The following is a 26,806-nucleotide window of genomic DNA, read 5'->3' on the forward strand; positions in this document are numbered from 1 at the left end:
CTTAGAAACCGAATTAAGCGGCTGAATCGTAAAACATTAGGCTATTCAAAATCACCGGAAATGCATGACAAAGTCATCGGGACTTTTATCGAAAGAGAATATTATATTTAAGACCAATCAACATTTTGAATACGTGACCTGATATTGTTATTTTTTAATGAATTATTTAAATTTAAAATGCTCAAATATCAAACTCCACATTTATTTTAATTGACTTTAGCGTTATATCACTTTAAGTATTTAAGTGGATTAAAAATTGAACCAAACACGTCATTTATTTAAATTTCAATTAATTTTTTGTCATATTTGTGATAAATGTCACTGACAGATATATATAATACACTACCTTACTACCCATATTTTGTATCATCAATATATTTATATTTAGTTGGCTATATATATCAGTCTAGTTAACTTAGGTGAAATTTTGTTTATTGACAAACAAAAAATAAACATACCCATAAAAAAAATAAAATTGAATCATTAATATTAGTCTGTAACATATCTCGCTGTAACTGTTTGTATGATGTTGTTTTTTCTCTTTTTCATGTTCTAGTTGATGAACATTTTTAGAGGTAATAATGAGTAACAAAATGAACGAAGCCATTAAATCGATATTTAATGGACTCCCTGATCTTCCGCCTGAAACTTATTTCCAGGAAGGCTTTTTCAGGGACCCAGCGAGAACAATCAATACAGATGATAGGTATTTTTTATCTCCTGCTGATGGGTTTGTCATCTATAGTGGGATAATAAACCCAGATGAAGCGATCACCGAAGTAAAAGGAAAAAAATATAGCATTCAAGATATCATCAGAGATAAACATTATGACAAGCGTTCGCTGGTCATTGGTATCTTTATGACATGCTATGATGTGCATATTAATAGAATTCCTTACGATGGTATCCTTAGTTACGCGGAACATGAACCTCTGGAAACCAACAATCTACCAATGATTGATGTAGAGAATAATATTTTTTATAAAGAGAACATTGAATTAATTTATGACGACTATTTATATTTAAATCAAAGGGTTGTCAATAAGGTCTATTCGCCTGGCATTAATCGAGAATACTATATGGTTCAAGTCGGTGATTATGATGTTGATACGATAACACCGTTCCATATACAACAAAATACGCCTGTATATCAGGGTGATAGATTTTCAATGATTCGGTATGGTTCACAAGTCGACTTGGTGATCCCTGTTGCTGATGATGATGAATTAACTTCATTAGTCACTGAAAAGGAACATGTCACTGGTGGTATGACGAAGTTAGTTAGAATCAACGATAACTCTCTATAAACAAATAATATAAACTAGAATTGAGGTTTTAAGATGTTAAAGAATTCTCCTAATATCATTTCTGATCTGAAAATGCCCGTGTTTTTATTAGCTCCTCCATTTTCATTAAACACCAATGTAAGAAATAACATTTGGATGGAGGAACTGGACGAATCCGCTATCAATGTTAATAGCAAAGTGGCTTTAAGACAGTTCTATAAGCTATATAGCTTTATGTCATCACAATCGTTGGTCTATCTGTTGCCATCCGATACTCACCAAGAGCTACAAGATCAAGTATATGTTGCTAACTTGGGTATTATTATTGGAGATGAAGATCCAACAGCAATAGTTGCTAATTTTGCATCAGAAATCAGAAGATCAGAAACACCTATTGGAGTCAGTTTCTTTGAATCATTGGGCTATAAAACTGAAGTTGCCCCTTACTATTTTGAAGGTGAAGCTGAATTAAAACATTTGCATGATAATGTCCTGGTCGGTGGTTATGGTATAAGAAGTGATATTAAGACCTATGACTGGATGGAAGAAAAATTCGACCTCAAAATCGTGAAAGTGGAAGAAAAAGATCCTTATCTTTACCATTTGGATTGCAGCATTTTCCCACTGGATAAAGAAAATACGCTCGTTTATACCGGCGGATTCAACAGCGACGAGCTGAAAGAATTGGAGAAAGTCACCAACATTATCAGCATCAGTAAAGATATTGCATACAGTGGGATTTGTAACTCTGTCAGAGTCAATCAGCATATTCTTTGTTCATCCAATATTAATGATCTGAAAGCAGGCACGGAGGAGTATATCTATGAAATGAACAAAAACCATGAGCTGGAAAAAGTTTGCTCTAAATTGGCATTAACACCAAAACTTTTCAATTTATCTGAATATATGAAGAGCGGCGCCCTGCTTTCCTGCATGGTTATGCATTTAAATAGGTATTCTTATAAAATACAAGTAATCTAAAAATTGCAGCTTGCAAATCAATGTAATTTTTTATATCTCCCCGCGAAGCGGGGAGATATAAGACGCATCTTGAAAGGTAATTAGCATAAGTTGTATTTTATTGCCATAGAATAAATGTATTCTAAGGATGGAGTTAGTCGCTTTTTGGTAGGATGATAAGTTTTAACATGTTGTCTATACTAGTTAGATTGATAACTTAACAGTGATCAGTATATGAAATATATTATATTCCTTTATTCTTTTATACGTAAACAAAAAACAGCGTTGGTGCTGGCTATTGTTTTTACGGTAGTGGCTGCTTTAGCGGAGGTTGTATTTCCATTCCTGGTTCAGGAATTAGTCAATACTTTATTAAAGGATAAGCTAATTCTTTCTTTCTCATTTAATGAATTAATTGCTTCTCTAATTGCAGTATCATTATTGATTGTCATCAGTCACGCTATTATTATTTGGATGCAAACAATTAATGCATCAGAACTGAGTTATAATATGAGGAAATCGCTAGTCGATTCTTTCCTCTCTTTTCCTTATCATATCACCAGAAAATTTCATTCAGCGAATCTGGCATTCAGAATAAAAAATGATACTTACCTTGTATCAGATAGAGTTAGAGATTTATATAGCGAATTTCTTTATGATACGTTATCAATAATCGGCCCATTTATTGCTATGGCCCTGATTGATATTAAATTGGCGATTTTGGCATTTATGATGGTTTGTCTGACGACTTTAATCAGCAAGCCAATCACTAACCGAGTGGCTGTTTATGAAAGAATTCTGCAAATTTATAACTCACGATTGACCGGCGTCATCCAAGAATCACTTTCTTGGATCAAATCTGTCAAGATTTTCAATTCTGAAGAGTCGGAGAAAAAGAGAATTAATGATGCTAATACTAAAGTGAAAAATGTTGAGAGGATCACCGGACTGTTTATGTCCCTATCTATTCCTCTTGGCTTTTTTGCACAGTTAGCATCGACCATTGCTGTGCTTTGGTATGGTGGTTTGCTATTGATGGATGGAACGATCAACCCTGGTAACTTTGTTGCTGCATTTACCTATGAACAATTGATGTCTGATTCCATTAAGAGATACAGTAATCATTTAAATAAATTTGCTTCACTCAAGTCGTTGTTGGACAGGGTTTTCGAATTGTTGGGAGCATACCAGCCAAACAATCGCAAACAGAGCCAATCAGTGGAAAATTGTAGTGCCAATGCTATTGATATCAACGTTAAGAAATTTTCCTATAACGACAGAGATACTTTGTTCAGAGACATGAATATCTCTATACAAAAAGGAGAACGGGTTCTTATCGTCGGTGATAATGGCCAAGGTAAAAGTACGATATTTGATATCGTGACAGGTTTAACACCACTAAACGAAGGCTACGTTTCAATTTTTGGTGAAGTGCTGGATAATCCTGATTCTCAGCGCTGGTTACAAAAATTTGGTGTGATGTCACAACAAACTCAGATTATAAAGGGCACGTTATACGATAATTTGCACATTGCCAATACAGAATCAACCAGGGAAGAGATGATTTCTGCGTTGATTAAAGCAGGTGGCCATGAACTGTTGGACAAATTGAAAGATGGCCTGGATTCATACATTGACGAAAAAGGCTCTTCCCTGTCGGGTGGTGAAAGGCAGGTAATTGGGTTAGCGCGTTTGTACCTTAAGACACCAGAAATACTGCTATTTGATGAACCTACGACCTATCTGGACAATAGTAAAATAAATAGCTTTGCTGAGTCATTGAACAATATTGTTCGCGGTAAAACAGTGCTTATGATAAGCCATGATCCGCGTGTATTTAAACTGGCTGAGCGAGTAATCCGAATCGACAAAGGGAAAATTGCATTCGATGGTTCCCTACAAGAATATATGGAGCAAGCAAGAGCAAACTAACCTGCTCACTTTTTCAGGCCCGCATTTGGCGGGCCATCTGCGTTTCATCCATAATTACACAAACCTACGTATAGTCTCTATATTCAAAATTCAAAACGGTCTCAGCAAATTCCCCTAGTTCGATCTCTGAATTTTCAAATTTCGGATGGTAATTTTTCCATAAATCGACATATCTTCTTTCTATCCAAGGTGGAGATACTGGCGAACCATCTAGCCAGAATTGTATGCAGGATTGAACCCTTGGATCTTTCCTGTTTCGGTATATCCATCTCAGTTCTTTGTTGGTATATGAGTCTTTTCCTTTGTTGATTTTTGGGTTGTTTTTTTTATTGATAGCATTCTCCATATCTATTCCATCTAAGATAAAATGGATACTTGCATGGTTTAGTGAGTGAGAAAACCAAGATAACCCAGCCTTACATTTTCGGCTTGTTATTCTTCTAGGGTAGTAAACGTTCCCATTATTATAATCAATATCATAGTTATCTTCTTGATTGAGTATGTCTTTGTATTTCCAGTGTTTCATTACCGCCGTTGTAAAGCTTTCTTGATTATGAGGAATCTGTTGTCCGTACATCTTACGTACCTTAATTTCATTTTGAGTAATTGAATATCTATCAAGGGTTGATATGTTATTAGAATCAAGAAACAGCTGAAATTCTGGGTATTTTTGAGCATATTGTTTTCTCTTATCATCTAACCAAAATATAAGATCCCCTGATTCAAAAGAAATTTTAAATGGTTGATAAAATGACATATTATCCTCTGATTTCTATTTCAGTGTAGATTATTTTACATACATTCATTGAATGGTGTGGCTAATTTCCTATAGAACTTTTTTGGCTAATTACTCGCATGCTATGAATAAGTAACTATATATACTAATTCAACTTCAAATTGCAGCTTGCAAATCAATGTGATTTTTTATATCTCCACGCGAAGCGGGGAAGATATAAGACGAATTTTGAAAGACGAGTGGTATATACCAATCTAACTTCAAGATGTGTGTGCTTTCATATAGTGCTGTAAATTGCAACTTGAAGTTGCATGCATATATTAAAAAAATAAATTAAATGCAAATGAAAAAATTTAACCTTGACTAATGAGAAACAAATTTTTCTAATAACATGGATATTATGATAATAATTCACAGATAAGAGGATAGTTATGATTATTTTTGTGACAGGTGCAACTTCGGGTTTTGGTGAAGCAATTGCAAGAAAATTTATCAAACATGGCTCCATCGTCATTGCAACAGGACGCCGTAAAGAGAAATTAGATCAGTTGAAAAATGAATTGGGTGAGAACTTCCACCCCATCCAACTTGACGTGAGAGATCGCACAGCAATCGAGCAAACCGTTCAACAATTACCAGATAACCTACGTCATGTAGACGTTCTTGTGAATAATGCAGGGCTTGCGTTAGGGTTAGAACCCGCTCACCAAGCTAATCCTGATGACTGGGAAACAATGATTGATACTAATACGAAAGGGTTAGTGAACATGACGCGGGCTTTGTTGCCTAATATGGTACAAGCCAATCATGGCCATATTATTAATATTGGTTCCACTGCAGCAAGTTGGCCCTATGCAGGCGGTAACGTATACGGTGCGACTAAAGCCTTTGTCAAACAATTTAGTTTAGGGCTGAGAGCTGACTTACATGGGAAGAATATCCGAGTCACCGATATTGAACCTGGTCTGGTTGGAGGAACCGAATTTTCTCATATTCGCTTTAAAGGCAATAAAGAAAAAGTTGACAAAACTTATGTCGGCGCCGATGCATTAACGGCGGATGATATTGCCGAAGCGGTATTTTGGGTTGCTAACCTGCCTTCTCGCGTCAACATTAATACATTGGAAATGATGCCCGTTTGTCAGTCATTCGCAGGTTTAAGCATACATAGAAACTAATGCTTTTTTAGCAGATTCGCTAAATGGCTTAGTTTTATAGTTTAAGTAATAAAGAGGTTCAAAAATGAACGTTCGTTCTTTGATTGTTAAAAGTGTTTCTGTTGTTGCTCTGGTATCCTCCCTCTTTTGGCAGACGTCCGCCTTCTCTACGCCATGTGCGTCAGAAAGTACGTGTGTAACCATCAATGGTGGAGAAACTTCCTTAAGCAAAGAAATGGCTCGTCAAAGCAAAGAAGAATGGGATGAACAGAGAAGATTGCGCCATAAAGCGGACAAACGTAAAGAAAAAGAGTTTGATAAGTATGAAGCGGAAGCTGATAATCGTGAAGCCTGTTTAAAAAGTGTCGATATTAATGCTTATTGGGAACCGAGCACAAAACGTTGCCTGGATATCAATACGGGCCGCCCGATTAAACCTTGATAAAATCAACGCCGACATCAAAATAAGGAGATGATAGTGAACAAGATCCTACTGACCGGAGCTTTGTTTTTTGCGCTTTTTTCCTTTACAGTGCAAGCTTCACAAAAGATAACATGTGAAAACTTGAAAGAAGAGATTGCGCAGAAAATCATTAAAAATGGTGTTTCAGCAACGGATTTTAGACTTGACTTAGTTCCTAGTGATCAAGTCACTGAAAACAATACGGCAAGTGGAAAAGTTGTTGGTCATTGTGATTATGGCAAACAAAAAATAGTCTATGTCCGTCTTTCTCATGATAAGAAAGGCCGAGAGTAATATTCTTGCTGATTTTCGAAAAAGGGAGCGTAATTTGCTCCCTTTTTACTTCTCGTTTTAATCGTCAATTGCCAGTATCGCAGACGCATCCAGATAGCAAGATAAATCGCGTTCTTCTGGTCTTAAAAGATAAGGTATTTCTCCCAATTGCGGAGCTGGTATGTGACGCTGTAACCTTTCCAATACCTTGGCGTAATGTGCTAATCCTGGATTGATGCGATTAGCAATCCAGCCAATCAGGGGTACACCATCATTCCTGATGGATTGCGCCGTTAGGATAGCATGGTTGACACAACCGGCCTGAATACCAACGACCAAAATGACAGGAAGTTTTTCTTGCACTACCCAATCAGAATAAAACGTTTCATCTTCCATTAACATACGCCACCCTCCGTTACCTTCAATGATGACGCGATCTGCTTTATAGCCTAAATTTTTTAGTCCTTTCGTCATTTGAGTAAAATCAGTACGATTTTCTTTTTCATAGCTGTTTTCCCAAACAACAGGATTGATTTCTTCATAATCCACTTGTACCGGTGAAGATTTATGTATGACTAAGGCATCACGATTACGTATTCCCTCCGGAGTTTCATGTTTTTCTGTCGCAATAGGTTTATATCCTACAGCGGTTGTTCCATCACGATTAAAGACTTGCAATAATGCGCGGGTAACAACTGTTTTACCGATGTTGGTATCCGTGCCTGTAACAAATAAGCGCGTTAACATAAATTCATTTTTCCGTAATAACAGAATAGATTGACCGGTTACTTACTCTCTTTAGCGAGCAAGGCTAGAGTGTAGGAGATGTGTTTAAGGCAGGGATTGCGTTAGCTCAATGTTTTGCGTGATGGGTGCTATCCTTGCATTAGCTCAAGCAGTAATTCACCGTTATACAATGCCTGTTTAATTAAGGCTGCCGCAGGTAGTGTGCCTGTATTGTTAAATTGAGTAGCCACAATATCAACTTGTTGGCTATAACCAGGAAGTGAACGTTGTGTTATCTGTTGTTGAATGGCAGGATAGAGAATATGTTTAATGCTGTTCAGCGGCGAACCAATCAGGATCCTTTCGGGGTTAAAGATATTGACCATAATCGCCATGATGCGCCCGATTCGTTCTCCTGCATCACGAACCATTTCTGTTACCCGTGGATCTCCCTCCATAGCGGCCTGACAAAATGAATCAATTGTCACGGAGTCAGCTTGGCTTTCTGTCTGGGCGTGAAATTTTTGCAAAATTTTTTTGATACCCACCACAGTTTCAAGACAGCCGATATTGCCACAGTAACAATGTTCGCCATTAGGTTCGATTTGAATATGCCCGATTTCTACGACACTATGATTTCCTGCATGGAGCATTTGTCCTGCTGTCATAACTCCTGCGCCAACATTGTCATCTATAACAATCTGGATAAGATTCTGGTAGTTTTGCCCTGCTCCATATAAAGATTCTGCGATTGTCCATGCGGCTATGCCATGTTGCAGAAAAATTGGTAGTCCTGTGCGCTGATGTAAAAATTTTCCCAGAGGAAGATCGTGGATATCGTAGTAGGGTGAACTATGAATAATCCCATTTACCGGATCGACTATCGCATTGATAGTAATACTGATGGCTGTTAAACGTTCCAGAGCAGATTGATGATACAAAAAGAAGTTATCAATCTCATTGACGATGCAATCTAAAAAAGAACAATGCTGAGGCACAGAAAATACTGATTGCTTTTCAACGACAAGATTACCGCTCAAGTCACGAAGCCCAATGACAATATGTCCTTCATCAATACGAATACATAAAAATTGCCACCCTTTACTATCTACCTTCAACCCAACAGCAGGACGACCTCTAAAACCAAGATCAGGAAATTCAGTTTCTTTCACTAAATGTGCATCAATGAGTTCTCGTGTGATTTTAGTAATACTGGCCGGCGCTAATTGAGCTTTTTTGGAAAGTGCGATACGCGAGATAGGTCCATATTGATCAATTAACCTATAAACCAACCCAATGTTAGTTTGTCTGATCTGGTCAATATGACTTGGTTGAACATCAACACTCACCTCGCCTCCTGCATTTAATTCACGCTGCTAAAAAATTAATAATGACGATTATGTCTCTGTTTAAATGAGAAGATATCCGTTTAAGGTAGAAATGTGATCTTTCACACGAACTTATCGTGATTATTACTTTTGATGAACAATTTCATCTACTAGCTTCATCCACAATGTTTGAAATCAGGAGATGAGTTAACCGATCCGCCGCAGCGCTGTTATTGTGATTTTTATGTTTAACCAGCCAAACTTCGGAATAAGCAGGGTTGTTTGCTAAAGGCAAATATTGAACTCCATCCAGTTTCATTCGAGTAAACGATTCTGTAATAATGCTTACCCCTAATCCCGCAGCGACTAATCCTAATATTGTCATGGCCTCTCCCGCTTCTTGGGAAATCGTTGGAACCACTCCTACATTAGCCAATAAGGAAATAATTTCATCATACAGTGCCGTTCCTACATCGCGCTCAAAAAACACCAGTGGATAATCAGATAGCATTTCCAAATTCACACCTTCATTAGCGTACTTCAGCAGAGGATGATCATCATATACGGCCAACATAAAACGCTCGCGGAAGAGTAACTGATGCTCCAAGTTATCGGGCAATGACGTATTACGCATAATTCCTATATCGATTCTGCCTGTTTGCAAAGGTGCTATTTGCTGTTTGGTATTCATTTGATGCATATGGATGGCGACGTCAGGATAACGTTCCCGAAATTGACGTAAACTCAGTGCTACTTTTTGTATAAAAGGTGTGATAGATGTAAAGCCAATCGATATCTCCCCCAACTCCCCTTGCTGCATTCTGGCAGCTTTGGTTGCTGCAGCATCAACCTGGGAAATGATTTGATATGCTTCCTGGAGAAACATCTGTCCGGCAGGTGTTAGATTAACATTCCTGTTATTACGCACCAGTAACTTGGCATTTATATTTGCTTCCAGCGCTTGGATCTGCTGGCTTAATGGTGGTTGTGAGATATTCAATCGTTCTGCTGCACGTCCAAAATGCAACTCTTCTGCCACAGCAATGAAGTAACGTAAGTGTCTGAGCTCAATATTAGCAGTCATTATTTATGACCTCATTGATATTTTTAACATATCATTTTGAATGATTAATATATTAGACAAAATATTCATGAATTTCTATCCTTGATCTACATCAAGTAATTAACGTTTGTTTTACCTAGATAAGGAAGTAACGTGAATACAATCCAAAGCGTCAGTGAAAAATCAGCAGTCTCTGACGTCGAAAGAGATGTTGAAAACACAATTAATCATGGATACAAAGGTAAACAGCCTTACATTCAACGTGAAGATGCTGTATACCTGCGAGTCACTCTCTCGTTCTTTGCCGTAGGACTGGCAACATTTGCATTACTCTATTTTGTTCAACCCATTTTGCCAATTTTGTCAGATGAATTTGACATCTCGCCGGCCAATAGTAGTTTGGCTTTATCCCTGTCCACTGGAATGTTATCCCTCGGTTTATTAATAACTGGCCCTTTATCCGATGCACTTGGCCGTAAACATGTCATGGTAGTATCACTCATTACTGCCGCCATTTTTACTCTCTTAAGCTCTGTTGTAACAAGTTGGCACGGGATTTTAGTTATGCGTGCACTGGTGGGGTTATCATTAAGTGGTGTTGCTGCTGTCGCGATGACTTATTTAAGTGAAGAGATCCATCCCAGTTATGTAGCCTTATCTATCGGCCTCTATATCAGTGGTAATTCAATAGGGGGAATGAGTGGACGTTTGATTGCTGGTGTGATCGCTGATCACTATTCATGGCGGATTGCCGTTCTCTTACTTGGTACATTTGCTTTAATCTCCGCTCTTGCGTTTTGGAAGATGTTACCGGAATCCAGGCACTTTAAATCCAGCTCATTAAAACCTAAACCATTACTTATCAATTTGAAGCTACACCTGCGTGATCAAGGTCTTCCCCTGCTCTTTGCCGAAGCTTTTTTGCTTATGGGAAGTTTTGTCACTATGTTTAACTATATTGGTTATCGGTTATTAGAAGCCCCTTATCATTTAAGCCAAACTATAGTTGGTTTGTTATCTGTCGTTTATTTAACAGGAACTTACAGCGCAACTAAAGCTGGTGGATTAATAAGTAAGTATGGAAGAGGAACAGTATTGTTAGCCGCTATTAGTATGATGTTAATAGGTTGCTTAATCACCCTATTTTCTCCTATCTGGGCGGTAATACTGGGAGTGATGATATTGACAACAGGCTTCTTTGCCGCTCATGCCGTTGCTAGTGGATGGATAGGACAGAGAGCCAAGCGCGCCAAAGCACAAGCTTCATCACTCTATTTATTCTGTTATTACTCCGGTTCCAGTATTGCAGGAACATTAGGTGGAATATTTTGGTTCTATTTTGCATGGAATGGCGTTGCTGCGTTTATTTCATTATTAATGATAGTTGCTATTTATTTAGGTTTAAAACTCAATAAATTACCAAAATAATAAAATATAGCTGCCGGCATAAATGAGAAATGTCGGCTTATTATTAATAATAGGATTCAATCGGTAACACTAAAACTTTTGTTAAATATCCATCAATAATTTCAATGCATCCATCTTTTTTTAGAGTAAGTAACACGCGTTGTATACAACTGCGTGAAAGTGTGCATCTTTGTTCTATATATTTAATTACCGTAATATTTTCTCTGAATTCTGTCGGTAAGGTCATCAGGCGAGATAACAAACTACACACGATTTCCTTATTAGTATGACGGAAAAGGCTAATATCTCTGGCATATAAGAAAGCTATTTTATAGGAAATTATTCTCATCCACTCTCTATAGAGATCATGCTTCTTTATCGTATTCAATGCACTAACCCTGGGAATTTGATAAAGTTTACAGCTTTCCCCCAGTTCAATGGAATAATAGATTTCTGCTCCAGAATAGAAAGATAATCCGATAATGTAGGGCGAAAAAAGTGTCGCAATGATTAAATTATCGTTGATTCTGCGCATATTGATATATCCTTGATCTAATAAAAAAAACTTAGCAAATTCACTTTCTATTTTAATCACCTTTTCTTGTGTTGATAAATCAGCTGTGATCAATTCGGCGTATGGTAACAATGCATCAATCACTTTCTTAAAGGAATTCACTGGCTTAACTAATCTTTTCATAAGTAACGACCTTGGTGTATGCCCCACTCTATCAACCATCTAATTTCAAATTAATGTGTTACTGGTTTTTTATCACAATGTTAAATTATTTCGCAATAGGCGTTTTCTTTTTTAGTTAGCTTTTGTGGTAGTGGATGGTAGATTTTTTGGAAGTTTGGTTTTATATTATTAGTATGTTGTAACTAAATAAGTCGTCGTATGCTCGCCGGAAATTTGGGTTAAGAACAATTATGAATAAGTATTTTTCAATAGAATCACTGACAATTTGCTTTAAAAAACAAGAAGAAAAGCTATCTGAACTGATTGAGTTGTTAATGAGTTACAGGCTTATTGATGCCCGGGTATTTGAATTACCGAAAATCGAAAAAGGTGAAGAACATGAACAAATAACCGAAATTATGGTCAATCCGCTACAGGGAAATGAAGCGCTCAATGTAGGATTACACTTCTATCAGAAGCTATTCATACACCATAATAATCCGAATGTCAGCAGTAAAGCGGCTAGCCGCCTGCCTGGTGCCTTGTGTTTTGCGGTTAACCACCCGCAATATAAAGAAGCAATGGCAATCATTAATGAAGTAAACCAATTAAAAATAGAGTTAGAAAATATCGTTACCAAAGAATCAGGTATCAGCAAAGAACAACGTTTTGAATTTGTTCATGATCATTTGCGTGGCCTTATTACCCTGAATGCCTATCGCACTATCACTCCTCTATTAAATCCCGACTCCATTAATTTTGGCTGGGCTAATAAAAACATTATTAATAAAGTCACCAAGCAACAAATTCTGGAAAGGCTGGAGAAAAGCTATAATGCGGGTAGAGCAGTCCCTCCCTACTCCAGTGATCAATGGGCAGCATTGGTAGCATTGGAGATTACAGATATAAAAAAATTACCCGATGATGTGGTATTGAAAATTAAACGGCCAGTGAAAGTACAACCTATTGCTCGTGTATGGTATTCAGAAATACAAAAGCAAGTCCAATATGCTTGTCCGGTTCCTGTGATTGTTTTCTACACAGAAGAAAGTGAAATCAAACCCAAACTCGGCAATTTGTCCAATTACAATGCCAACGCAATTAAACATAAGTATAAACCCAAAGCGCAGTCACTTGAGTTGGTCATTCCCCGCTTACATCTCTACAAAGAAATCTAAGAAATAAAAAAACCGGAGAGCATTTACTCCGGCTTTTTATATTTCTCCCCACAAAACGGGGAGAAATCACGTAAATTGCAACTTGAAGTTTAATGCGTATAGCACAAGCATTACTTCATGCTGCCAACCATATCTTCTGGACGAACCCATGCATCAAATTCAGCTTCAGTTAAATATCCTAACTGAAGTGCTGACTGTTTCAGCGTCAGACCTTCTTTATGTGCTTTTTTAGCAATTTCAGCCGCTTTATCGTAACCGATATGAGTATTTAATGCCGTTACCAGCATCAGTGATTCATTCAGCAATTGAGTGATGCGATCACGATTAGGTTCAATACCAATAGCACAATGCTCATTGAAACTACGCATACCATCCGCCAGCAAACGAACAGATTGCAGGAAGTTATGGATAACCATTGGGCGGAATACGTTCAGTTCAAAGTTACCAGACGAACCACCAATATTAATGGCCACATCGTTACCCATCACTTGGGCACATAACATAGTCATCGCTTCACACTGAGTTGGATTGACTTTGCCTGGCATGATGGAGCTACCTGGCTCATTTTCAGGAATGGAAATTTCACCAATACCACAACGAGGGCCAGAAGCTAACCAACGAACATCGTTAGCAATCTTCATCAATGATGCAGCCAAACCTTTCAATGCACCGTGTGAATGGACCAGAGCATCACAAGTTGCCAGGGATTCAAATTTATTTGGCGAAGTAACAAAAGGATGACCAGATAATTCAGCAATTTTCTGCGCAACCCGGACGGCATACTCAGGGTGAGTATTCAGACCAGTTCCTACCGCAGTTCCTCCCAGGGCCAGCTCACACACATGAGGAATACTCTCTTCAATGTGTTTCAAGTTATGCATCAACATAGCTGCCCAGCCGGAAATTTCCTGACCTAAAGTCAATGGCGTTGCATCTTGTAAGTGAGTACGACCAATTTTTACGATGTCTTTAAATGCTTCCGCTTTATCTGCCAGAGTTTTTTGGAGTACGTTTAACTCTGGTAACAGATGCTCACGTAATGCAGTAACTGCTGCAACATGCATGGCCGTTGGGAAAACGTCATTAGAGCTTTGGCTCTTGTTAACATCATCATTAGGATGAACCAGACGTTCATTACCCCTTTTACCACCAAGGATCTCACTACCACGGTTCGCCAACACTTCATTCATGTTCATGTTGCTTTGAGTTCCCGAACCGGTCTGCCAGATAGCAAGAGGGAATTCTGTTGGGTGTTTGCCTTCTAACACCTCTTTCGCCGCAGCGATAATTGCTTCACCACGCTCTTTAGGTAGAAGGTCCAGATCCATATTAACGCTGGCCGCTGCTTGTTTAGTCAATGCAAGGGCATGAATCAAGGCAACAGGCATTTTTTCCTGAGAAATGCGGAAATGCTCCAGTGAGCGCTGAGTTTGCGCCCCCCATAATTGGTCAGCAGGTACTTCGATAGGTCCCATTGAGTCTTTTTCAATGCGAGTGGCTGCCATTACTATCTCCTTAGCACACAGAATAATTGAATACGCCGGAACAAACTTTGCAGATAAATTAGTCGGCATTTTCATATCATGCCATAAATTTATTATCGATAATGCGACCTAACCGTGTTTATTGTATTGTTGTCATATAAATAAGTGACTTTTTATTATAGGAAATTTCGCCATGCTGAAAATGACCAACAAAATCCAACATTATGACTGGGGAAGTAAAACTGCTTTGACGGATATTTATGGTATCGAGAACGCGGATAATCAGCCAATGGCAGAGCTATGGATGGGCGCACATCCAAAATGTAGTTCACAGGTAACAGATCCTCAAACGGGTGAAACTATCGCCTTAAATATTTTGATCGATAAAGAGCCAGAGAAATACCTTGGAGAAAAAGTAGCCCAGCAATTCCAACGTTTGCCTTTCCTGTTCAAAGTATTATGTGCAGCTCAACCACTGTCTATTCAAGTGCATCCTGATAAGACATCAGCAGAAATAGGTTTTACCAAAGAAAATGCACAAGGGATACCGTTAGAATCAGCACAACGCAACTACAAAGATGATAATCACAAACCTGAATTGGTCTATGCGCTGACGCCATTCAAAGCCATGAATGCTTTTAGACCGTTATCTGAGATCGCGCAATTATTGGATTATGTTTCTGCCGCGCATCCAGATATTCAAACCTTCCTCCAGCAACCAACTGAACAAAATCTGGCGTTTCTGTTTTCACAATTATTGAATATGCAAGGCGAACAAAAGCAGTTGGCGATGGCTGTCTTAAAGTCAGCATTAAACTGTCATCAGGGCGAGCCGTGGGATACCATTAAAAACATGGCCTCATTCTATCCCGATGATAATGGACTGTTTGCACCACTCTTGCTCAATGTCGTTGAACTTGAACCCGGTCAGGCGATGTTTCTATATGCTCGCACACCCCACGCCTATCTTGATGGCGTTGCCTTAGAGGTTATGGCCAATTCTGACAATGTGTTGCGTGCTGGTTTAACCAGCAAGCATATTGATGTCCCTGAATTAATGGCTAATCTGGATTTTATTCCAAAAGCTGCCGATACTTTGCTAACCGTGCCAAGGCAGGAAAAAGATGCGCTGAATTACCCTGTTCCTGTTAATGATTTTTGTTTTTCTGTTTATTCTGTTTCAGAACAACTAATCTCATTGGAAAATGGTGCAGCATCGGTTCTATTTTGTATTGAAGGGCAAGCAGTGATCAGCACTGATAAACAGCAGTTGAAATTACTTTCAGGTGAATCAATTTTCTTGCCTGCTATTGAAAAAGCCGTCACTGTTTATGGTAGGGGAAGAATAGCCAGAGTATCTAATTAATTTTATTAGATTCATATGGTTATGATTAATTTTTTATTGGCAGTTAATCATATTTTGACATAAATACAAAACGCATAATACGTCTATGTATACGCGTTAAAAGGATGGGATCTCCACATGAAAAAATCGTTAGTTGCAGTAAGCGTTGTTGTTGCTCTGGGTGCTGTATGGACAGGAGCATCATGGTATACAGGTAAGAAACTTGAAGATCATTTAGATGGCTTCATAAAACAGGCAAACACAGAACTGGTAAAATCGTTTCCTGAAAGCGGTATAGAATGGCAAGCAAAAGATGTCAAACGAGGTATTTTCAGCTCCGATGTCCGTTTGATTCTAAACATCAAGAATGGTGTAAAAAATGCCGATATCCCACCAAATGAAGAAATCATTTTCAAATCGACAATCGATCATGGGCCATTTCCGATCTCTAACTTGAAGAAATTCAATTTGATCCCCCAAATGGCCTCTGTCCACGCAGAACTGGAGAAAAGTGATGCGTTGAAAAAACTATTTAATATCACAAACGAAAAATCACTGTTTAACTTAGATGCTAAAGTCAGTTATAGCCGTGCGCTCTCTGCTAATATTGATCTGATCCCTATTAATCATACGGAAGCGACTGAAAATAATGACCAACGGGTTCTGTCATTTTCAGGTGCAAAAATCCGTGCCGACGTCAATCGTGATCTCAGTGAATTTTCCTTCACAGTCAAAAGTGATGAACTGTCTTTCAGTGATCCGACCAAAAAAGAGTCAATTTCGCTGAAGAGTATTGATTTTAAAGGGGATAACAAAAAAGGCAAATTCGATATCTATACCGGAGATCAAAGCTACAGTATTGGCGAATTCAGCATGAATGGAATTCCTAATGAGCCAGATATCGCTCTTAAAGGAATAAAAGTGACATCCAACTTAGGTGAGGATAAAGACAATCTGAACATCAAAATCGTTTATAGCATTGATGGTGTAAAGATTAAAGATATAGAGTTTGGCTCTGGTAAGTTAGCTCTGGGGATGGAAAAACTTGATGGCCCGTCTGTGCGTAAATTTACCCAAGCCTATAATGATGCGGCAGAAGCAGCCTTGACTACGGATCACGCATCTTATGATGCGACTTCCTTGGCGATCCTCAGTAATTTGCATCTTCTCCTGAATAACAATCCACAATTCAGTATTTCTCCTTTTAGTTGGAAAAACAGCAAAGGTGAAAGTTCAGTGGATTTCAACCTCTCCTTACAAAATATTCCAGAGGATAAAAGTGCATTGCAACTGATGGGACCAGAAGAAATGATTCATACCCTGGTTCAAGAGTTGTCTTTGCACATTAATGTACCGAAAGCCATGTTGGTAGAATCTATTGCGCAGTCAGCAATGCTAGATGGTCAGGATAAAGATACCGCAGAAGCTCAAGCAAAACAGCAAGTTGAGATGATCATCCAAAAAGGGATTGAATACAAAATCCTGACTGATAAAGACGATATCATTGGTCTTAACTTCCTCTATGCCAATGATAAAGTCAAATTAAACGACAAAGAGTCCAACTTACATCAATTCCTGCTTGATAATGGCCTTGCAGAATAGCGTTTTCACTTTCTTGCCAGTCAACACGTTGGCTGGCTTTTTGTATATATAAAATTTAATAAAAAGGATAATAAAATGATTGACATACAGCTTCCATTGACCGATCTTCACCGTCACCTTGACGGTAATATCCGTCCTGAAACTATTTTGGATCTTGCGCGTCAACATAATATCCCACTGCCAGCTTATGAGCTGGAAGCATTACGTCCGCATGTCCAAATCATTGAAAATGAGCCTAACCTTGTCAGCTTCCTGCAAAAATTAGACTGGGGTGTGACTGTACTTGCCGATTTAGAAGCTTGCCGCAGAGTCGCCATTGAAAACGTTGAAGATGCGGTCAATGCGGGTCTTGATTACGCAGAACTACGTTTCTCTCCTTATTACATGGCAATGAAACACCAACTTCCCGTTGAAGGCGTCGTGGAAGCAGTAATCGATGGTATTCACTCAGCAAGCCAGCAACATGATATTCAGATCCGTTTAATTGGTATCCTGAGCAGAACATTTGGGGAAAAAGCGTGCACCGAAGAACTCGCTGGACTTCTTGCTCATAAACAACATATCACTGCATTAGATCTGGCTGGTGATGAATTAGGCTTCCCCGGTCATCTCTTTGAACAACATTTTATCCGAGCACGTGACGCAGGTTGGAATATTAGCGTACATGCAGGTGAAGCCGCAGGTGCGGAAAGCATCTGGCACGCTATTCGGGAATTGGGTGCCATTCGTATTGGCCACGGAGTCAAAGCAATCACTGATCCAGCACTAATGGATTATTTGGCTAAACATGGTATCGGTATTGAATCCTGTCTGACATCAAACTTGCAAACCAGCACAGTCAGTTCCTTACAAGCTCACCCGCTGAAACAGTTCCTTGAACACGGGATCCTGGCATCAATCAATACAGATGATCCGGCAGTAGAAGGCATTGAAATTCGCCATGAGTATCACGTTGCTGCGCCAGCAGCGGGACTGTCTCCAGCGCTAATCCGACAGGCGCAGATTAATGGCTTGGCAACTGCATTCCTTAGTGACGCAGAAAAACAGGCACTGAAAGCAAAAGTTGCCAACCGCTAAGAAACATTATTTGTTCCAAAGGCAGAAATTATTCTGCCTTTTCTGTTTTTAGGCGCTGCGCATAACGTTGAGCAAGGACAGCACAAACCATCAGTTGGATCTGATGGAAAATCATCAACGGTAACAGCATCACACCAACCATTGACGCGGGAAATAATACGTTCGCCATTGGTACACCATTCGCCAGGCTCTTCTTCGAACCACAAAACACAATAGTGATTTCGTCATCTTTGCCAAACCCCAGCAAACGCGAGCTATATACGTTAATTAGTAGTACGATAGCTAATAAAACACAGCAGACGATCCCAATCATAAGCAATGAATAGGCATCGATTTTATGCCAAATGCCTTCCACCACCGCCTCACTAAATGCAACATAAACCACCAGCAAGATAGAAGAACGATCTGTCATGTTGACTAATTTCTTATGTGTTTCTACCCAACTGGCAATCAAAGGACGCGATAAATGTCCGGCGATAAAAGGCACCATTAACTGCAAGATAATATCTCTTATCGCTTTCCAGGTATCGGTTTGAGCCCCTCCTTCTTGAGTTTGGATCAAAAAACCAACCAACAATGGAGACAGGAATACACCTAACAAGCTTGAGGCTGAAGCACTGCATATCGCTGCGGCAACATTTCCCCCTGCAACGGAAGTAAAAGCGATCGCTGATTGTACCGTGGCAGGCAAAGCACAAAGATAAAGAAAGCCCATATAAACTGTTGGTGGCATCCACTCTGGCACGATGAAACGTAATCCCATTCCCAGTATGGGAAACAGAATAAACGTGCTGGTGAAAATCACCAAGTGCAACCGCCAATGCCCTATCCCTGCCAAAATGGCATTACGGGATAATTTCGCGCCATGCATAAAAAATAATAATGCGATAGCGGCCGTAGTTAAGTATTGAAACCACTTCTTGGCTTCACCTTCGCAAGGAAAAAACGATGCAATGATGACCACAGCAATTAATGTCACTAAAAAAGGATCGATTCTTAATTTTTGCAACACGTTCATCAATATAAGCCCCTTTACCCACCTGCCACTGTTTAATTAGTCAATTAAGATTGTACGCTGTTCTTTTGCCGATTTTTCACCGGCCTCAATAAGCTTCATAATCAAAATAGCTTCGCTGGCCGTCACGGGGTTTGGTTTTCCAAACAAAATCGCATCACGAATAGCGGCATAATAAGCGCCATAATTGCCAGGTACAGTAGGGACAACTTTCGCAACCAAGCTCTCATCTTGTGACAACGTCACATAACCATCCCGTGCATCATATCCCCAGTCAGCCCGTGGCGGCCTTTCCCCTGCCTTTAAACGCTCTTCCTGAGTATCCAACCCATACTTGATATAACTCCCAGTCATACCATGCAATGTATAAATAGGCGATTCTGCCGCTGCAAGCATAGTTGCATGTAATACCACTTTCAAATCAGGATAGGTGAGCTGGGCATGAAAATAATCCGCCGTCTCTGCATCTGGGCGCATCATACCCAAATCGGTTGTGATAGCTCGAGGTTTGCCAAAAAGTTGCACGGCTTGATCCAGTAAATGAGGCGCTAAATCATACCAAATGCCACTACCGACTCCGGCGGCTTCACGCCAGCGCTGACGAACGGCGGGACGGTAACGATCAAAGTGGGATTCATAATATTTTAATGTTCCCAATTTATTTTCTTTAATAATTGATTTCACCGTCAGAAAACCAGAATCCCAGCGGCGATTATGGAATACAGATAGCAATAAATTGGCTTCCTCCGCTTGCTTTTTCAGCGATTGGGCCTGTTCTACCGTAATGGTAAAAGGCTTATCAACGATGACATGTTTACCTGCCGCTAATGCCTGTTGTGCCAATGGGTAGTGAGTATCATTTGGGGTTGGGATCACAATAAGGTCAATGTTGGGATCATGGAAAAGTTCCTCCGGTGAGGGAACGACTGATATCATTGACCAGTCTTTTTTAACTTTATTTGCATCACTGCTGGAAATAGCCACCAATTCAATATTGGGTGTTCCCGCAATCAATGGCGCATGGAATGTTTTACTTGCATAGCCATAACCTACCAAACCAACTTTTAAAAAATCACTCATAACTGCCTCTAAAAAATGATCGTAGTGTCGTAAACGCATAATCAGGCATCAGAAAGTATCACCACCTCTCACACGTTAGCAAATAATCCTGATTCCAGTATTACTCTCTTTTTCCTATAATTATTTCCCCAATATCAAAAACACTCATGATGGAGTGAAAACTTCTTATGTATCAGTCCAATGATTATTATCGTATTAATGGCTGGTTATTAGCGCCTGCTGCCTATCTAATCATGACATTAATTGCTGCCAGTTTGATGTTACTGTTATATATAATGACGTTTATCCATAAAAATGAAGCGATTCATCAAATAGGTGGTAGTTTTACCACGTTGTGGTATACCTCAGTATTAACCACGACAATAATGTGGTGTTTCACCGTATGGGTATTGAAGCTACTTTTTATTCGTTCGAAACGATTCCCCCGTATGTTTATTATTTGGCTGATGCTTTCCGTGCTGATAGCGATAAAAACTTTCGCCTTTTCTCCTATTTCTGATGAAATGGCAATACGTTCCCTATTATGGCCATTACTGGCTGCTGCCGTTTTTACTCCTTACATTAAACGTTCCCATCGGGTGAAAATGACTTTCACACAAGATCGATAACACACCCCACAATTGATTGTTATCATTGCCCCGCTTCCCCACATTCAGGTGGGGAATTTCTACTCAAACTATGTAAGCAGTGTTCCATTTTCCAATATCTTATTTTCAGGTATAGCAATGACTGAATACCTTTTGTTATTTATTGGCACAGTCTTAGTCAATAACTTTGTTTTAGTGAAATTTTTGGGTCTATGCCCATTTATGGGGGTATCCAAAAAACTCGAAACTGCCATCGGTATGGGGCTGGCCACAACTTTTGTTCTGACCTTGGCTTCTATCTGCGCATGGCTGGTAAACACATTTATTCTTGTCCCGCTTGATTTGGTTTATTTGCGCACTTTAAGCTTTATTCTCGTTATTGCGGTTGTAGTTCAGTTTACGGAATTGGTCGTCCGCAAAACCAGCCCGACGCTTTATCGCCTGTTAGGAATTTTCTTGCCACTGATTACCACCAACTGTGCTGTACTTGGTGTTGCATTACTGAATGTCAATCAATCTCACGATTTTTTACAATCTGCTGTATATGGTTTCAGTGCTGCCGCGGGTTTTTCTCTTGTCATGGTGCTATTTGCCGGCATTCGGGAACGCCTGGCCGTTGCCAACATTCCTGTCCCTTTTCGTGGTTCATCAATAGGGCTTATTACAGCAGGGTTAATGTCCCTCGCATTTATGGGATTTAGTGGTTTGGTGAAATTCTAATGATGTCATTATGGATTGCTATCGGCGTACTAAGCATACTCGGATTAGCCTTTGGCTTAATCCTTGGTTTTGCTGCGCGTCGTTTTAAAGTAGAAGAAGATCCGATTGTTGAAAATATCGACAATCTATTGCCCCAGAGTCAATGTGGACAGTGTGGTTATCCCGGCTGTCGCCCCTATGCGGAAGCAGTTGCCAATAATGGCGAAATGATCAATAAATGTGCCCCTGGTGGAGAGCAAGCTATGCTCAAAATCTCTGAATTGCTGGGTGTTGATCCACAACCGTTAGATGGCGACGATAGTGTTCAGAATCCAGCCAGGAAAGTTGCTTTCATTGATGAAGAAAATTGCATAGGTTGCACAAAATGCATTCAGGCTTGCCCTGTAGATGCTATTATTGGTGCAAACCGCGCCATGCACACCGTTGTTGAAGATCTCTGCACAGGCTGTGACCTATGTGTCGCACCTTGCCCAACAGATTGCATTACAATGATCCCCGTTGCTACTACTACCTCAAATTGGAAATGGGATTTAACCACCATTCCAGTGAAAAATATTCCCGTAACACCAGATCCCACTCTGTTCTCTCCTGCTAAGTCTGTTGAGGTTAAAACCCATGTTTAATTTGCTCAACTTGCTTAACAAAAATAAAATCTGGGATTTTAATGGTGGTATCCATCCACCGGAAATGAAGTTGCAATCTAGCCGCACCCCATTACGCCATGCACCATTGCCAGATGAATTAATCATCCCCCTACAGCAACATTTGGGGCCAGAAGGCGAACTGCTGGTTAAAGTGGGCGATAATGTGCTGAAAGGTCAGGCACTAACGTTTGGAATGGGCAAAACAGTACCTGTTCATGCTTCCACATCTGGGACAATTATTGCAATTGAACCTTGCGTCACGACACATCCTTCCGGGCTGAAAGAATTATGTGTCCGGTTGCGTCCTGATGGTAAAGATCAATGGGGAGAACGCAACCCAGTCGCTGATTACACCACATTGGAAGTCAATGAAATATTACAACGCATTCAACAAGCCGGTATTGCAGGCTTAGGTGGTGCTGGCTTCCCTACTGAAACAAAACTGAAAGGCGGACGACACAATCTCAACACCCTAATCATCAATGCGGCCGAGTGTGAACCTTATATCACCGCTGATGATCGTTTAATGCAAGAACATGCAAAAGAAATTATTGCGGGTATCCGCATCTTAATACATTTGCTTAATCCAAAGCAGGTATTGATCGGCATTGAAGACAACAAACCCGAAGCAATTAATGCCTTAAACGCAGCACTTAGTGGTGATAAGTCCATCATTGTGCGCGTCATTCCAACAAAATATCCTTCTGGTGGTGCCAAACAACTGACCAAGATCCTGACCGGAAAAGAAGTACCTTCTGGCGGTCGTTCTTCAGACATCGGCGTTCTTATGCAAAACGTGGGAACAGTCGTGGCGATAAAACGTGCCATTATTGACGGCGAACCGTTAATCGAACGTGTAGTTACGCTAACAGGTGAAGCAGTCACTTCGCCTGGTAATTTCTGGACTCGCCTCGGCACGCCTGTTCACTTCCTGTTACAACAAGCCGGATTTAACCCAGGATCAGAACAAATGGTCATTATGGGTGGACCATTAATGGGATTCACTTTACCTGATTTGAATGTCCCCATCGTCAAAATCAGTAACTGTATTCTTGCACCTTCGGTACAAGAGATGGAACCCAAAGTCATTGAAGAAGCGTGCATTCGCTGCGGCCTATGTGTTGACGCATGCCCTGCCGGATTGCTGCCGCAACAACTGTACTGGTTCAGTCGTGGGCAAGAACATGAAAAGGCCAAAGATCATCATTTATTCGACTGTATTGAATGTGGCGCTTGTGCTTATGTATGCCCAAGTAACATCCCCCTGGTTCAATACTACCGACAGGAAAAAGCTGAAATATGGGCGATAGAAGCAGAAGCACGCCGATCTGCTGAAGCCAAGGTGCGTTTTGAAGCCAAACAAGCACGTATGGAACGGGAAAAATTGGCGCGTGAAGAACGCCACAAAAAAGCGGCTGTTCAAGTAAATAACAGTGATAAAAGTGCTGTACAAGCTGCCCTTGCCCGTGCGAAGGAAAAACAGGGTAATACTGGCGAATCTATTATTGTGCAGGCAGGACAATCACCTGACAATACGGCAGCAATTGCAGCACGTAAGGCCAGAAAAGAACAGTTGCGTGCTCGTCAGGCAGAAAAACAAATTACTACAAGCTTAGATATAAAGGAAAATACATCAACATCGGTTGAAGACAATGATCCGCGTAAAGCCGCCCTCGCCGCTGCGATAGCCAGGGCAAAAGCGAAAAAGGCAGCACAAAGCGGTGAAGAGACAACGTCACTAGAGCAATCTCAACAAGATAGCGGGGATGATACACAAGATCCACGCAAGGCAGCTGTTGCAGCGGCCATTGCCCGTGCTAAAGCCAAGAAAGCCGCGCAAAGCCAACCGGAATCAACTCTTCCTCAAGCGGATTCCGTAGAGCCGGAAGAAACCGATCCCCGTAAAGCAGCTGTCGCGGCGGCTATTGCCCGTGCTAAAGCCAAGAAAGCCGCGCAAAACCAACCGGAATCAACTCTCCCTCACGCTGATTCCGCAGAAACGGAAGAAACCGATCCCCGTAAAGCTGCTGTTGCGGCGGCCATTGCCCGTGCTAAAGCCAAGAAAGCCGCGCAAAGCCAACCGGAATCAACTCTCCCTCAAGCGGATTCCGCAGAAACGGAAGAAACCGATCCCCGTAAAGCAGCTGTCGCGGCGGCTATTGCCCGTGCTAAAGCCAAGAAAGCCGCGCAAAACCAACCGGAATCAACTCTCCCTCAAGCGGATTCCGCAGAGCCGGAAGAGACTGATCCCCGTAAAGCAGCTGTTGCGGCGGCTATTGCTCGTGTCAAAGCTAAAAAAGCCGCTCAGGAAGAACAAGTAATTACAACCGAATAGTGAAATTTATCGATGAAATTTAGGCCAGTAAAAACTGACAACAACCAACTAAAAGTCGCAAGTTCACCTTTTACACACAACCAAAAAAGCACTAGTCAGATCATGCTTTGGGTAGTTTTAGCGGCCATACCTGGTATTGCTGTCCAGACCTATTTCTTTGGCTCTGGAACATTATTCCAGATTTTGCTAGCTGTCATTACCGCATTGTTAGCTGAATCTGCTGCTATAGCATTGAAAAAACAGCTAATACTTCCCCATCTCAAAGATAACTCTGCTTTAGTGACAGGATTGCTTTTAGGTATTAGCCTGCCACCATTAGCGCCATGGTGGCTAATCGTGCTCGGCACATTTTTTGCTGTCATTATTGCTAAGCATTTGTATGGCGGACTTGGGCAAAATCCGTTTAACCCTGCCATGATCGGCTATGTCGTTCTATTGATCTCTTTCCCCGTACAAATGACCAGTTGGATGCCTCCTGAATCTTTACAGACATTCACTTTAACGCCATGGGATAGCCTTATGGTCATTTTCACAGGACATACGCCAGATGGCTCAACTTTGTTACAACTGCAACAAGGTATTGATGGATTGAGTCAAGCAACACCGCTGGACAGTTTCAAAACTGGCAGGTTGACTCACAATATTGATGAAGTATTACAACAACCTATATTACAAGGTGTTTTAGCTGGCATTGGCTGGCAATGGGTTAATGTTGCTTATTTGGTTGGCGGCCTGATCATGCTCAACCGAAAAATCATTAACTGGCAAATTCCAACTGCAGTTATTTTGTCACTGGGTATCTGTGCATTGATGAGTTGGCTTTTTGATCCTACTCGTTATTCACCGCCTTTATTGCAACTCTTTTCCGGTGCAACCATGTTAGGCGCATTTTTTATTGCAACTGATCCGGTTAGCGCATCAACAACACCAAAAGGCCGTTTGATTTACGGAACCATTATTGGCGGGCTTATTTGGATAATTCGTGTTTATGGTGGTTATCCTGATGCGGTTGCATTTGCGGTATTACTGGCAAACATATGTGTGCCACTTATTGACAATTACACCCAGCCTCGTGCTTACGGCCATAAATAGGAAAAGAGATACTATGTTAGAAACTATGCGTCGTCACGGTATTACCCTCGCAATTTTCGCAGCTTGTACGACAGGGTTAACGGCAATTGTTTATTCATTAACAAAGGATCGGATCGACGAACAGGCAGCTTTGCAACATAAGGTATTGCTGGATCAAGTTGTTCCCCCTGCTTTATACGACAATAACCTGCAAAATGAATGTTATCTAGTGACAAACAGTGCATTAGGCAATGAACAGCCTCACCGTCTTTACCTCGCCCGTAAAAAAGGCGTTCCGGTTGCGGCTGCGTTAGAAAGTACAGCACCTGATGGCTATTCGGGTGCAATTCAATTACTGGTTGGTGCTGATTTTTCTGGCCGCGTGCTGGGTGTTCGAGTCACTGAACACCATGAAACCCCCGGTTTGGGCGACAAAATTGAAACCAGAATTTCCAATTGGATTTATGCTTTCTCTGGCAAAAAAATCATGTCAAAGGATGATCGCAACTGGGCGGTCAAGAAAGACGGTGGAGAATTCGACCAATTTACCGGAGCAACCATTACACCGCGGGCTGTTGTCAATGCTGTTAAACGGACCACGCTTTATCTGGAAACAGTGCCGACACAACTTTCTTCCCTGCCAACTTGCGAAGAGAAATAA

The 26,806-nt window shown here is 40.5% G+C and carries 26 protein-coding genes; 18 read left to right on the top strand and 8 right to left on the bottom strand.

Translation table 11 applies throughout. The features are described from left to right. The 4 genes from IQ211_RS02500 to IQ211_RS02515 form a co-directional block, all read left to right on the top strand. Positions 1–111: IS1 family transposase (locus IQ211_RS02500; RefSeq protein ID WP_228011580.1), on the top strand; the 111-nt coding region annotated here is incomplete at its 5' end. A gap of 482 nt (positions 112–593) precedes the next feature. After that, positions 594–1,307 (top strand): phosphatidylserine decarboxylase, encoded by a 714-nt coding sequence (locus IQ211_RS02505; RefSeq protein ID WP_189760159.1) that lies wholly within the window; start codon positions 594–596, stop codon positions 1,305–1,307. 33 nt (positions 1,308–1,340) lie between these two features. After that, positions 1,341–2,267, top strand: a complete 927-nt coding sequence (locus tag IQ211_RS02510) for a dimethylarginine dimethylaminohydrolase family protein (protein WP_189760158.1) — start codon at positions 1,341–1,343, stop codon at positions 2,265–2,267. A 213-nt stretch (positions 2,268–2,480) separates the two neighbouring features. Beyond that, positions 2,481–4,178: an ABC transporter ATP-binding protein gene (locus IQ211_RS02515; protein ID WP_189760157.1), complete on the top strand. Its 1,698-nt coding sequence runs from the start codon at positions 2,481–2,483 to the stop codon at positions 4,176–4,178. Between the two features lie 64 nt (positions 4,179–4,242). Here IQ211_RS02515 and IQ211_RS02520 read toward each other — a convergent pair whose 3' ends face one another. Further along, positions 4,243–4,935: a hypothetical protein gene (locus tag IQ211_RS02520; RefSeq protein WP_189760156.1), complete on the bottom strand. Its 693-nt coding sequence runs from the start codon at positions 4,933–4,935 to the stop codon at positions 4,243–4,245. Positions 4,936–5,345: 410 nt separating this feature from the next. Between IQ211_RS02520 and ydfG the strand changes: the two genes are divergently transcribed. From ydfG to IQ211_RS02535, 3 genes are all read left to right on the top strand, one after another. After that, a complete protein-coding gene (ydfG, locus tag IQ211_RS02525) occupies positions 5,346–6,092 on the top strand; it encodes a bifunctional NADP-dependent 3-hydroxy acid dehydrogenase/3-hydroxypropionate dehydrogenase YdfG (RefSeq protein WP_189760155.1) in 747 nt (248 codons plus the stop codon). Positions 6,093–6,156: 64 nt separating this feature from the next. Then, a complete protein-coding gene (locus tag IQ211_RS02530) occupies positions 6,157–6,513 on the top strand; it encodes a DUF1283 family protein (RefSeq protein WP_189760154.1) in 357 nt (118 codons plus the stop codon). 30 nt (positions 6,514–6,543) lie between these two features. Then, positions 6,544–6,828, top strand: coding sequence for a DUF1161 domain-containing protein (locus tag IQ211_RS02535; RefSeq protein ID WP_189760153.1), 285 nt, complete (start codon positions 6,544–6,546; stop codon positions 6,826–6,828). Between the two features lie 57 nt (positions 6,829–6,885). Here IQ211_RS02535 and bioD read toward each other — a convergent pair whose 3' ends face one another. From bioD to IQ211_RS02550, 3 genes are all read right to left on the bottom strand, one after another. Further along, the gene (gene bioD / locus IQ211_RS02540) at positions 6,886–7,554 is read right to left on the bottom strand and encodes a dethiobiotin synthase (protein WP_189760152.1); all 669 of its coding nucleotides are present in this window, start codon (positions 7,552–7,554) and stop codon (positions 6,886–6,888) included. Between the two features lie 128 nt (positions 7,555–7,682). Next, positions 7,683–8,882: a sugar metabolism global transcriptional regulator Mlc gene (gene mlc / locus IQ211_RS02545; RefSeq protein WP_189760151.1), complete on the bottom strand. Its 1,200-nt coding sequence runs from the start codon at positions 8,880–8,882 to the stop codon at positions 7,683–7,685. Between the two features lie 142 nt (positions 8,883–9,024). Further along, on the bottom strand, positions 9,025–9,945 hold the full coding sequence (locus IQ211_RS02550; protein ID WP_189760150.1) for a LysR family transcriptional regulator: 921 nt from the start codon (positions 9,943–9,945) through the stop codon (positions 9,025–9,027). Positions 9,946–10,146: 201 nt separating this feature from the next. Here IQ211_RS02550 and IQ211_RS02555 point away from each other — a divergent pair, with 201 nt between their 5' ends. After that, positions 10,147–11,352: an MFS transporter gene (locus IQ211_RS02555; protein WP_282885664.1), complete on the top strand. Its 1,206-nt coding sequence runs from the start codon at positions 10,147–10,149 to the stop codon at positions 11,350–11,352. Between the two features lie 43 nt (positions 11,353–11,395). Here the strand turns inward: IQ211_RS02555 and IQ211_RS02560 are convergent, their stop codons facing one another. Continuing rightward, a complete protein-coding gene (locus IQ211_RS02560) occupies positions 11,396–12,028 on the bottom strand; it encodes a helix-turn-helix domain-containing protein (RefSeq protein ID WP_189760148.1) in 633 nt (210 codons plus the stop codon). A gap of 230 nt (positions 12,029–12,258) precedes the next feature. Here IQ211_RS02560 and tus point away from each other — a divergent pair, with 230 nt between their 5' ends. Further along, positions 12,259–13,185 (top strand): DNA replication terminus site-binding protein, encoded by a 927-nt coding sequence (gene tus / locus IQ211_RS02565; RefSeq protein WP_189760147.1) that lies wholly within the window; start codon positions 12,259–12,261, stop codon positions 13,183–13,185. 110 nt (positions 13,186–13,295) lie between these two features. On the opposite strand, the gene fumC is transcribed toward tus, so the two are convergent. Beyond that, positions 13,296–14,690, bottom strand: coding sequence for a class II fumarate hydratase (gene fumC / locus IQ211_RS02570; protein ID WP_189760146.1), 1,395 nt, complete (start codon positions 14,688–14,690; stop codon positions 13,296–13,298). A gap of 172 nt (positions 14,691–14,862) precedes the next feature. Between fumC and manA the strand changes: the two genes are divergently transcribed. From manA to add, 3 genes are all read left to right on the top strand, one after another. Then, positions 14,863–16,035, top strand: a complete 1,173-nt coding sequence (manA, locus tag IQ211_RS02575; protein WP_189760145.1) for a mannose-6-phosphate isomerase — start codon at positions 14,863–14,865, stop codon at positions 16,033–16,035. A 117-nt stretch (positions 16,036–16,152) separates the two neighbouring features. Next, positions 16,153–17,616, top strand: coding sequence for a YdgA family protein (locus IQ211_RS02580; protein ID WP_189760144.1), 1,464 nt, complete (start codon positions 16,153–16,155; stop codon positions 17,614–17,616). Between the two features lie 75 nt (positions 17,617–17,691). Beyond that, complete coding sequence (add, locus tag IQ211_RS02585; protein WP_189760143.1) at positions 17,692–18,693, top strand: adenosine deaminase; 1,002 nt, start codon at positions 17,692–17,694, stop codon at positions 18,691–18,693. A 28-nt stretch (positions 18,694–18,721) separates the two neighbouring features. Here add and IQ211_RS02590 read toward each other — a convergent pair whose 3' ends face one another. Further along, the gene (locus IQ211_RS02590; protein ID WP_189760142.1) at positions 18,722–19,711 is read right to left on the bottom strand and encodes a bile acid:sodium symporter family protein; all 990 of its coding nucleotides are present in this window, start codon (positions 19,709–19,711) and stop codon (positions 18,722–18,724) included. 36 nt (positions 19,712–19,747) lie between these two features. Continuing rightward, positions 19,748–20,788 carry an oxidoreductase gene (locus tag IQ211_RS02595; RefSeq protein ID WP_189760141.1) on the bottom strand — a complete coding sequence of 347 codons (1,041 nt, stop codon included), beginning with the start codon at positions 20,786–20,788 and terminating at the stop codon, positions 19,748–19,750. A 167-nt stretch (positions 20,789–20,955) separates the two neighbouring features. Here IQ211_RS02595 and IQ211_RS02600 point away from each other — a divergent pair, with 167 nt between their 5' ends. The 6 genes from IQ211_RS02600 (at position 20,956) to rsxG (ending at position 26,806) form a co-directional block, all read left to right on the top strand. Continuing rightward, a complete protein-coding gene (locus IQ211_RS02600) occupies positions 20,956–21,396 on the top strand; it encodes a DUF2569 domain-containing protein (RefSeq protein ID WP_189760140.1) in 441 nt (146 codons plus the stop codon). Positions 21,397–21,513: 117 nt separating this feature from the next. After that, a complete protein-coding gene (gene rsxA / locus IQ211_RS02605; RefSeq protein ID WP_189760139.1) occupies positions 21,514–22,095 on the top strand; it encodes an electron transport complex subunit RsxA in 582 nt (193 codons plus the stop codon). Continuing rightward, positions 22,095–22,718 (top strand): electron transport complex subunit RsxB, encoded by a 624-nt coding sequence (gene rsxB / locus IQ211_RS02610; protein WP_189760138.1) that lies wholly within the window; start codon positions 22,095–22,097, stop codon positions 22,716–22,718. The genes rsxA and rsxB overlap by 1 nt, the downstream gene beginning before the upstream one ends. Beyond that, complete coding sequence (rsxC, locus tag IQ211_RS02615; protein ID WP_193836318.1) at positions 22,711–25,074, top strand: electron transport complex subunit RsxC; 2,364 nt, start codon at positions 22,711–22,713, stop codon at positions 25,072–25,074. The genes rsxB and rsxC overlap by 8 nt, the downstream gene beginning before the upstream one ends. A gap of 12 nt (positions 25,075–25,086) precedes the next feature. Continuing rightward, complete coding sequence (gene rsxD / locus IQ211_RS02620; RefSeq protein WP_189759561.1) at positions 25,087–26,166, top strand: electron transport complex subunit RsxD; 1,080 nt, start codon at positions 25,087–25,089, stop codon at positions 26,164–26,166. Between the two features lie 13 nt (positions 26,167–26,179). Further along, complete coding sequence (gene rsxG / locus IQ211_RS02625; RefSeq protein ID WP_189759560.1) at positions 26,180–26,806, top strand: electron transport complex subunit RsxG; 627 nt, start codon at positions 26,180–26,182, stop codon at positions 26,804–26,806.

The sequence above is a fragment of the Xenorhabdus griffiniae genome (genome assembly GCF_015163655.1).
GTDB lineage: Bacteria > Pseudomonadota > Gammaproteobacteria > Enterobacterales > Enterobacteriaceae > Xenorhabdus > Xenorhabdus griffiniae.

Coding starts and splice junctions, on each gene's coding strand:
- IQ211_RS02505 (WP_189760159.1), top strand. CDS start 594: ATGAACGAAGCCATTAAATCGATATTTAATGGACTCCCTGATCTTCCG.
- IQ211_RS02510 (WP_189760158.1), top strand. CDS start 1,341: ATGTTAAAGAATTCTCCTAATATCATTTCTGATCTGAAAATGCCCGTG.
- IQ211_RS02515 (WP_189760157.1), top strand. CDS start 2,481: ATGAAATATATTATATTCCTTTATTCTTTTATACGTAAACAAAAAACA.
- IQ211_RS02520 (WP_189760156.1), bottom strand. CDS start 4,935: ATGTCATTTTATCAACCATTTAAAATTTCTTTTGAATCAGGGGATCTT.
- ydfG (WP_189760155.1), top strand. CDS start 5,346: ATGATTATTTTTGTGACAGGTGCAACTTCGGGTTTTGGTGAAGCAATT.
- IQ211_RS02530 (WP_189760154.1), top strand. CDS start 6,157: ATGAACGTTCGTTCTTTGATTGTTAAAAGTGTTTCTGTTGTTGCTCTG.
- IQ211_RS02535 (WP_189760153.1), top strand. CDS start 6,544: ATGATAGTGAACAAGATCCTACTGACCGGAGCTTTGTTTTTTGCGCTT.
- bioD (WP_189760152.1), bottom strand. CDS start 7,554: ATGTTAACGCGCTTATTTGTTACAGGCACGGATACCAACATCGGTAAA.
- IQ211_RS02550 (WP_189760150.1), bottom strand. CDS start 9,945: ATGACTGCTAATATTGAGCTCAGACACTTACGTTACTTCATTGCTGTG.
- IQ211_RS02560 (WP_189760148.1), bottom strand. CDS start 12,028: ATGAAAAGATTAGTTAAGCCAGTGAATTCCTTTAAGAAAGTGATTGAT.
- tus (WP_189760147.1), top strand. CDS start 12,259: ATGAATAAGTATTTTTCAATAGAATCACTGACAATTTGCTTTAAAAAA.
- fumC (WP_189760146.1), bottom strand. CDS start 14,690: ATGGCAGCCACTCGCATTGAAAAAGACTCAATGGGACCTATCGAAGTA.
- manA (WP_189760145.1), top strand. CDS start 14,863: ATGCTGAAAATGACCAACAAAATCCAACATTATGACTGGGGAAGTAAA.
- IQ211_RS02580 (WP_189760144.1), top strand. CDS start 16,153: ATGAAAAAATCGTTAGTTGCAGTAAGCGTTGTTGTTGCTCTGGGTGCT.
- add (WP_189760143.1), top strand. CDS start 17,692: ATGATTGACATACAGCTTCCATTGACCGATCTTCACCGTCACCTTGAC.
- IQ211_RS02590 (WP_189760142.1), bottom strand. CDS start 19,711: ATGAACGTGTTGCAAAAATTAAGAATCGATCCTTTTTTAGTGACATTA.
- IQ211_RS02595 (WP_189760141.1), bottom strand. CDS start 20,788: ATGAGTGATTTTTTAAAAGTTGGTTTGGTAGGTTATGGCTATGCAAGT.
- IQ211_RS02600 (WP_189760140.1), top strand. CDS start 20,956: ATGTATCAGTCCAATGATTATTATCGTATTAATGGCTGGTTATTAGCG.
- rsxA (WP_189760139.1), top strand. CDS start 21,514: ATGACTGAATACCTTTTGTTATTTATTGGCACAGTCTTAGTCAATAAC.
- rsxB (WP_189760138.1), top strand. CDS start 22,095: ATGATGTCATTATGGATTGCTATCGGCGTACTAAGCATACTCGGATTA.
- rsxC (WP_193836318.1), top strand. CDS start 22,711: ATGTTTAATTTGCTCAACTTGCTTAACAAAAATAAAATCTGGGATTTT.
- rsxD (WP_189759561.1), top strand. CDS start 25,087: ATGAAATTTAGGCCAGTAAAAACTGACAACAACCAACTAAAAGTCGCA.
- rsxG (WP_189759560.1), top strand. CDS start 26,180: ATGTTAGAAACTATGCGTCGTCACGGTATTACCCTCGCAATTTTCGCA.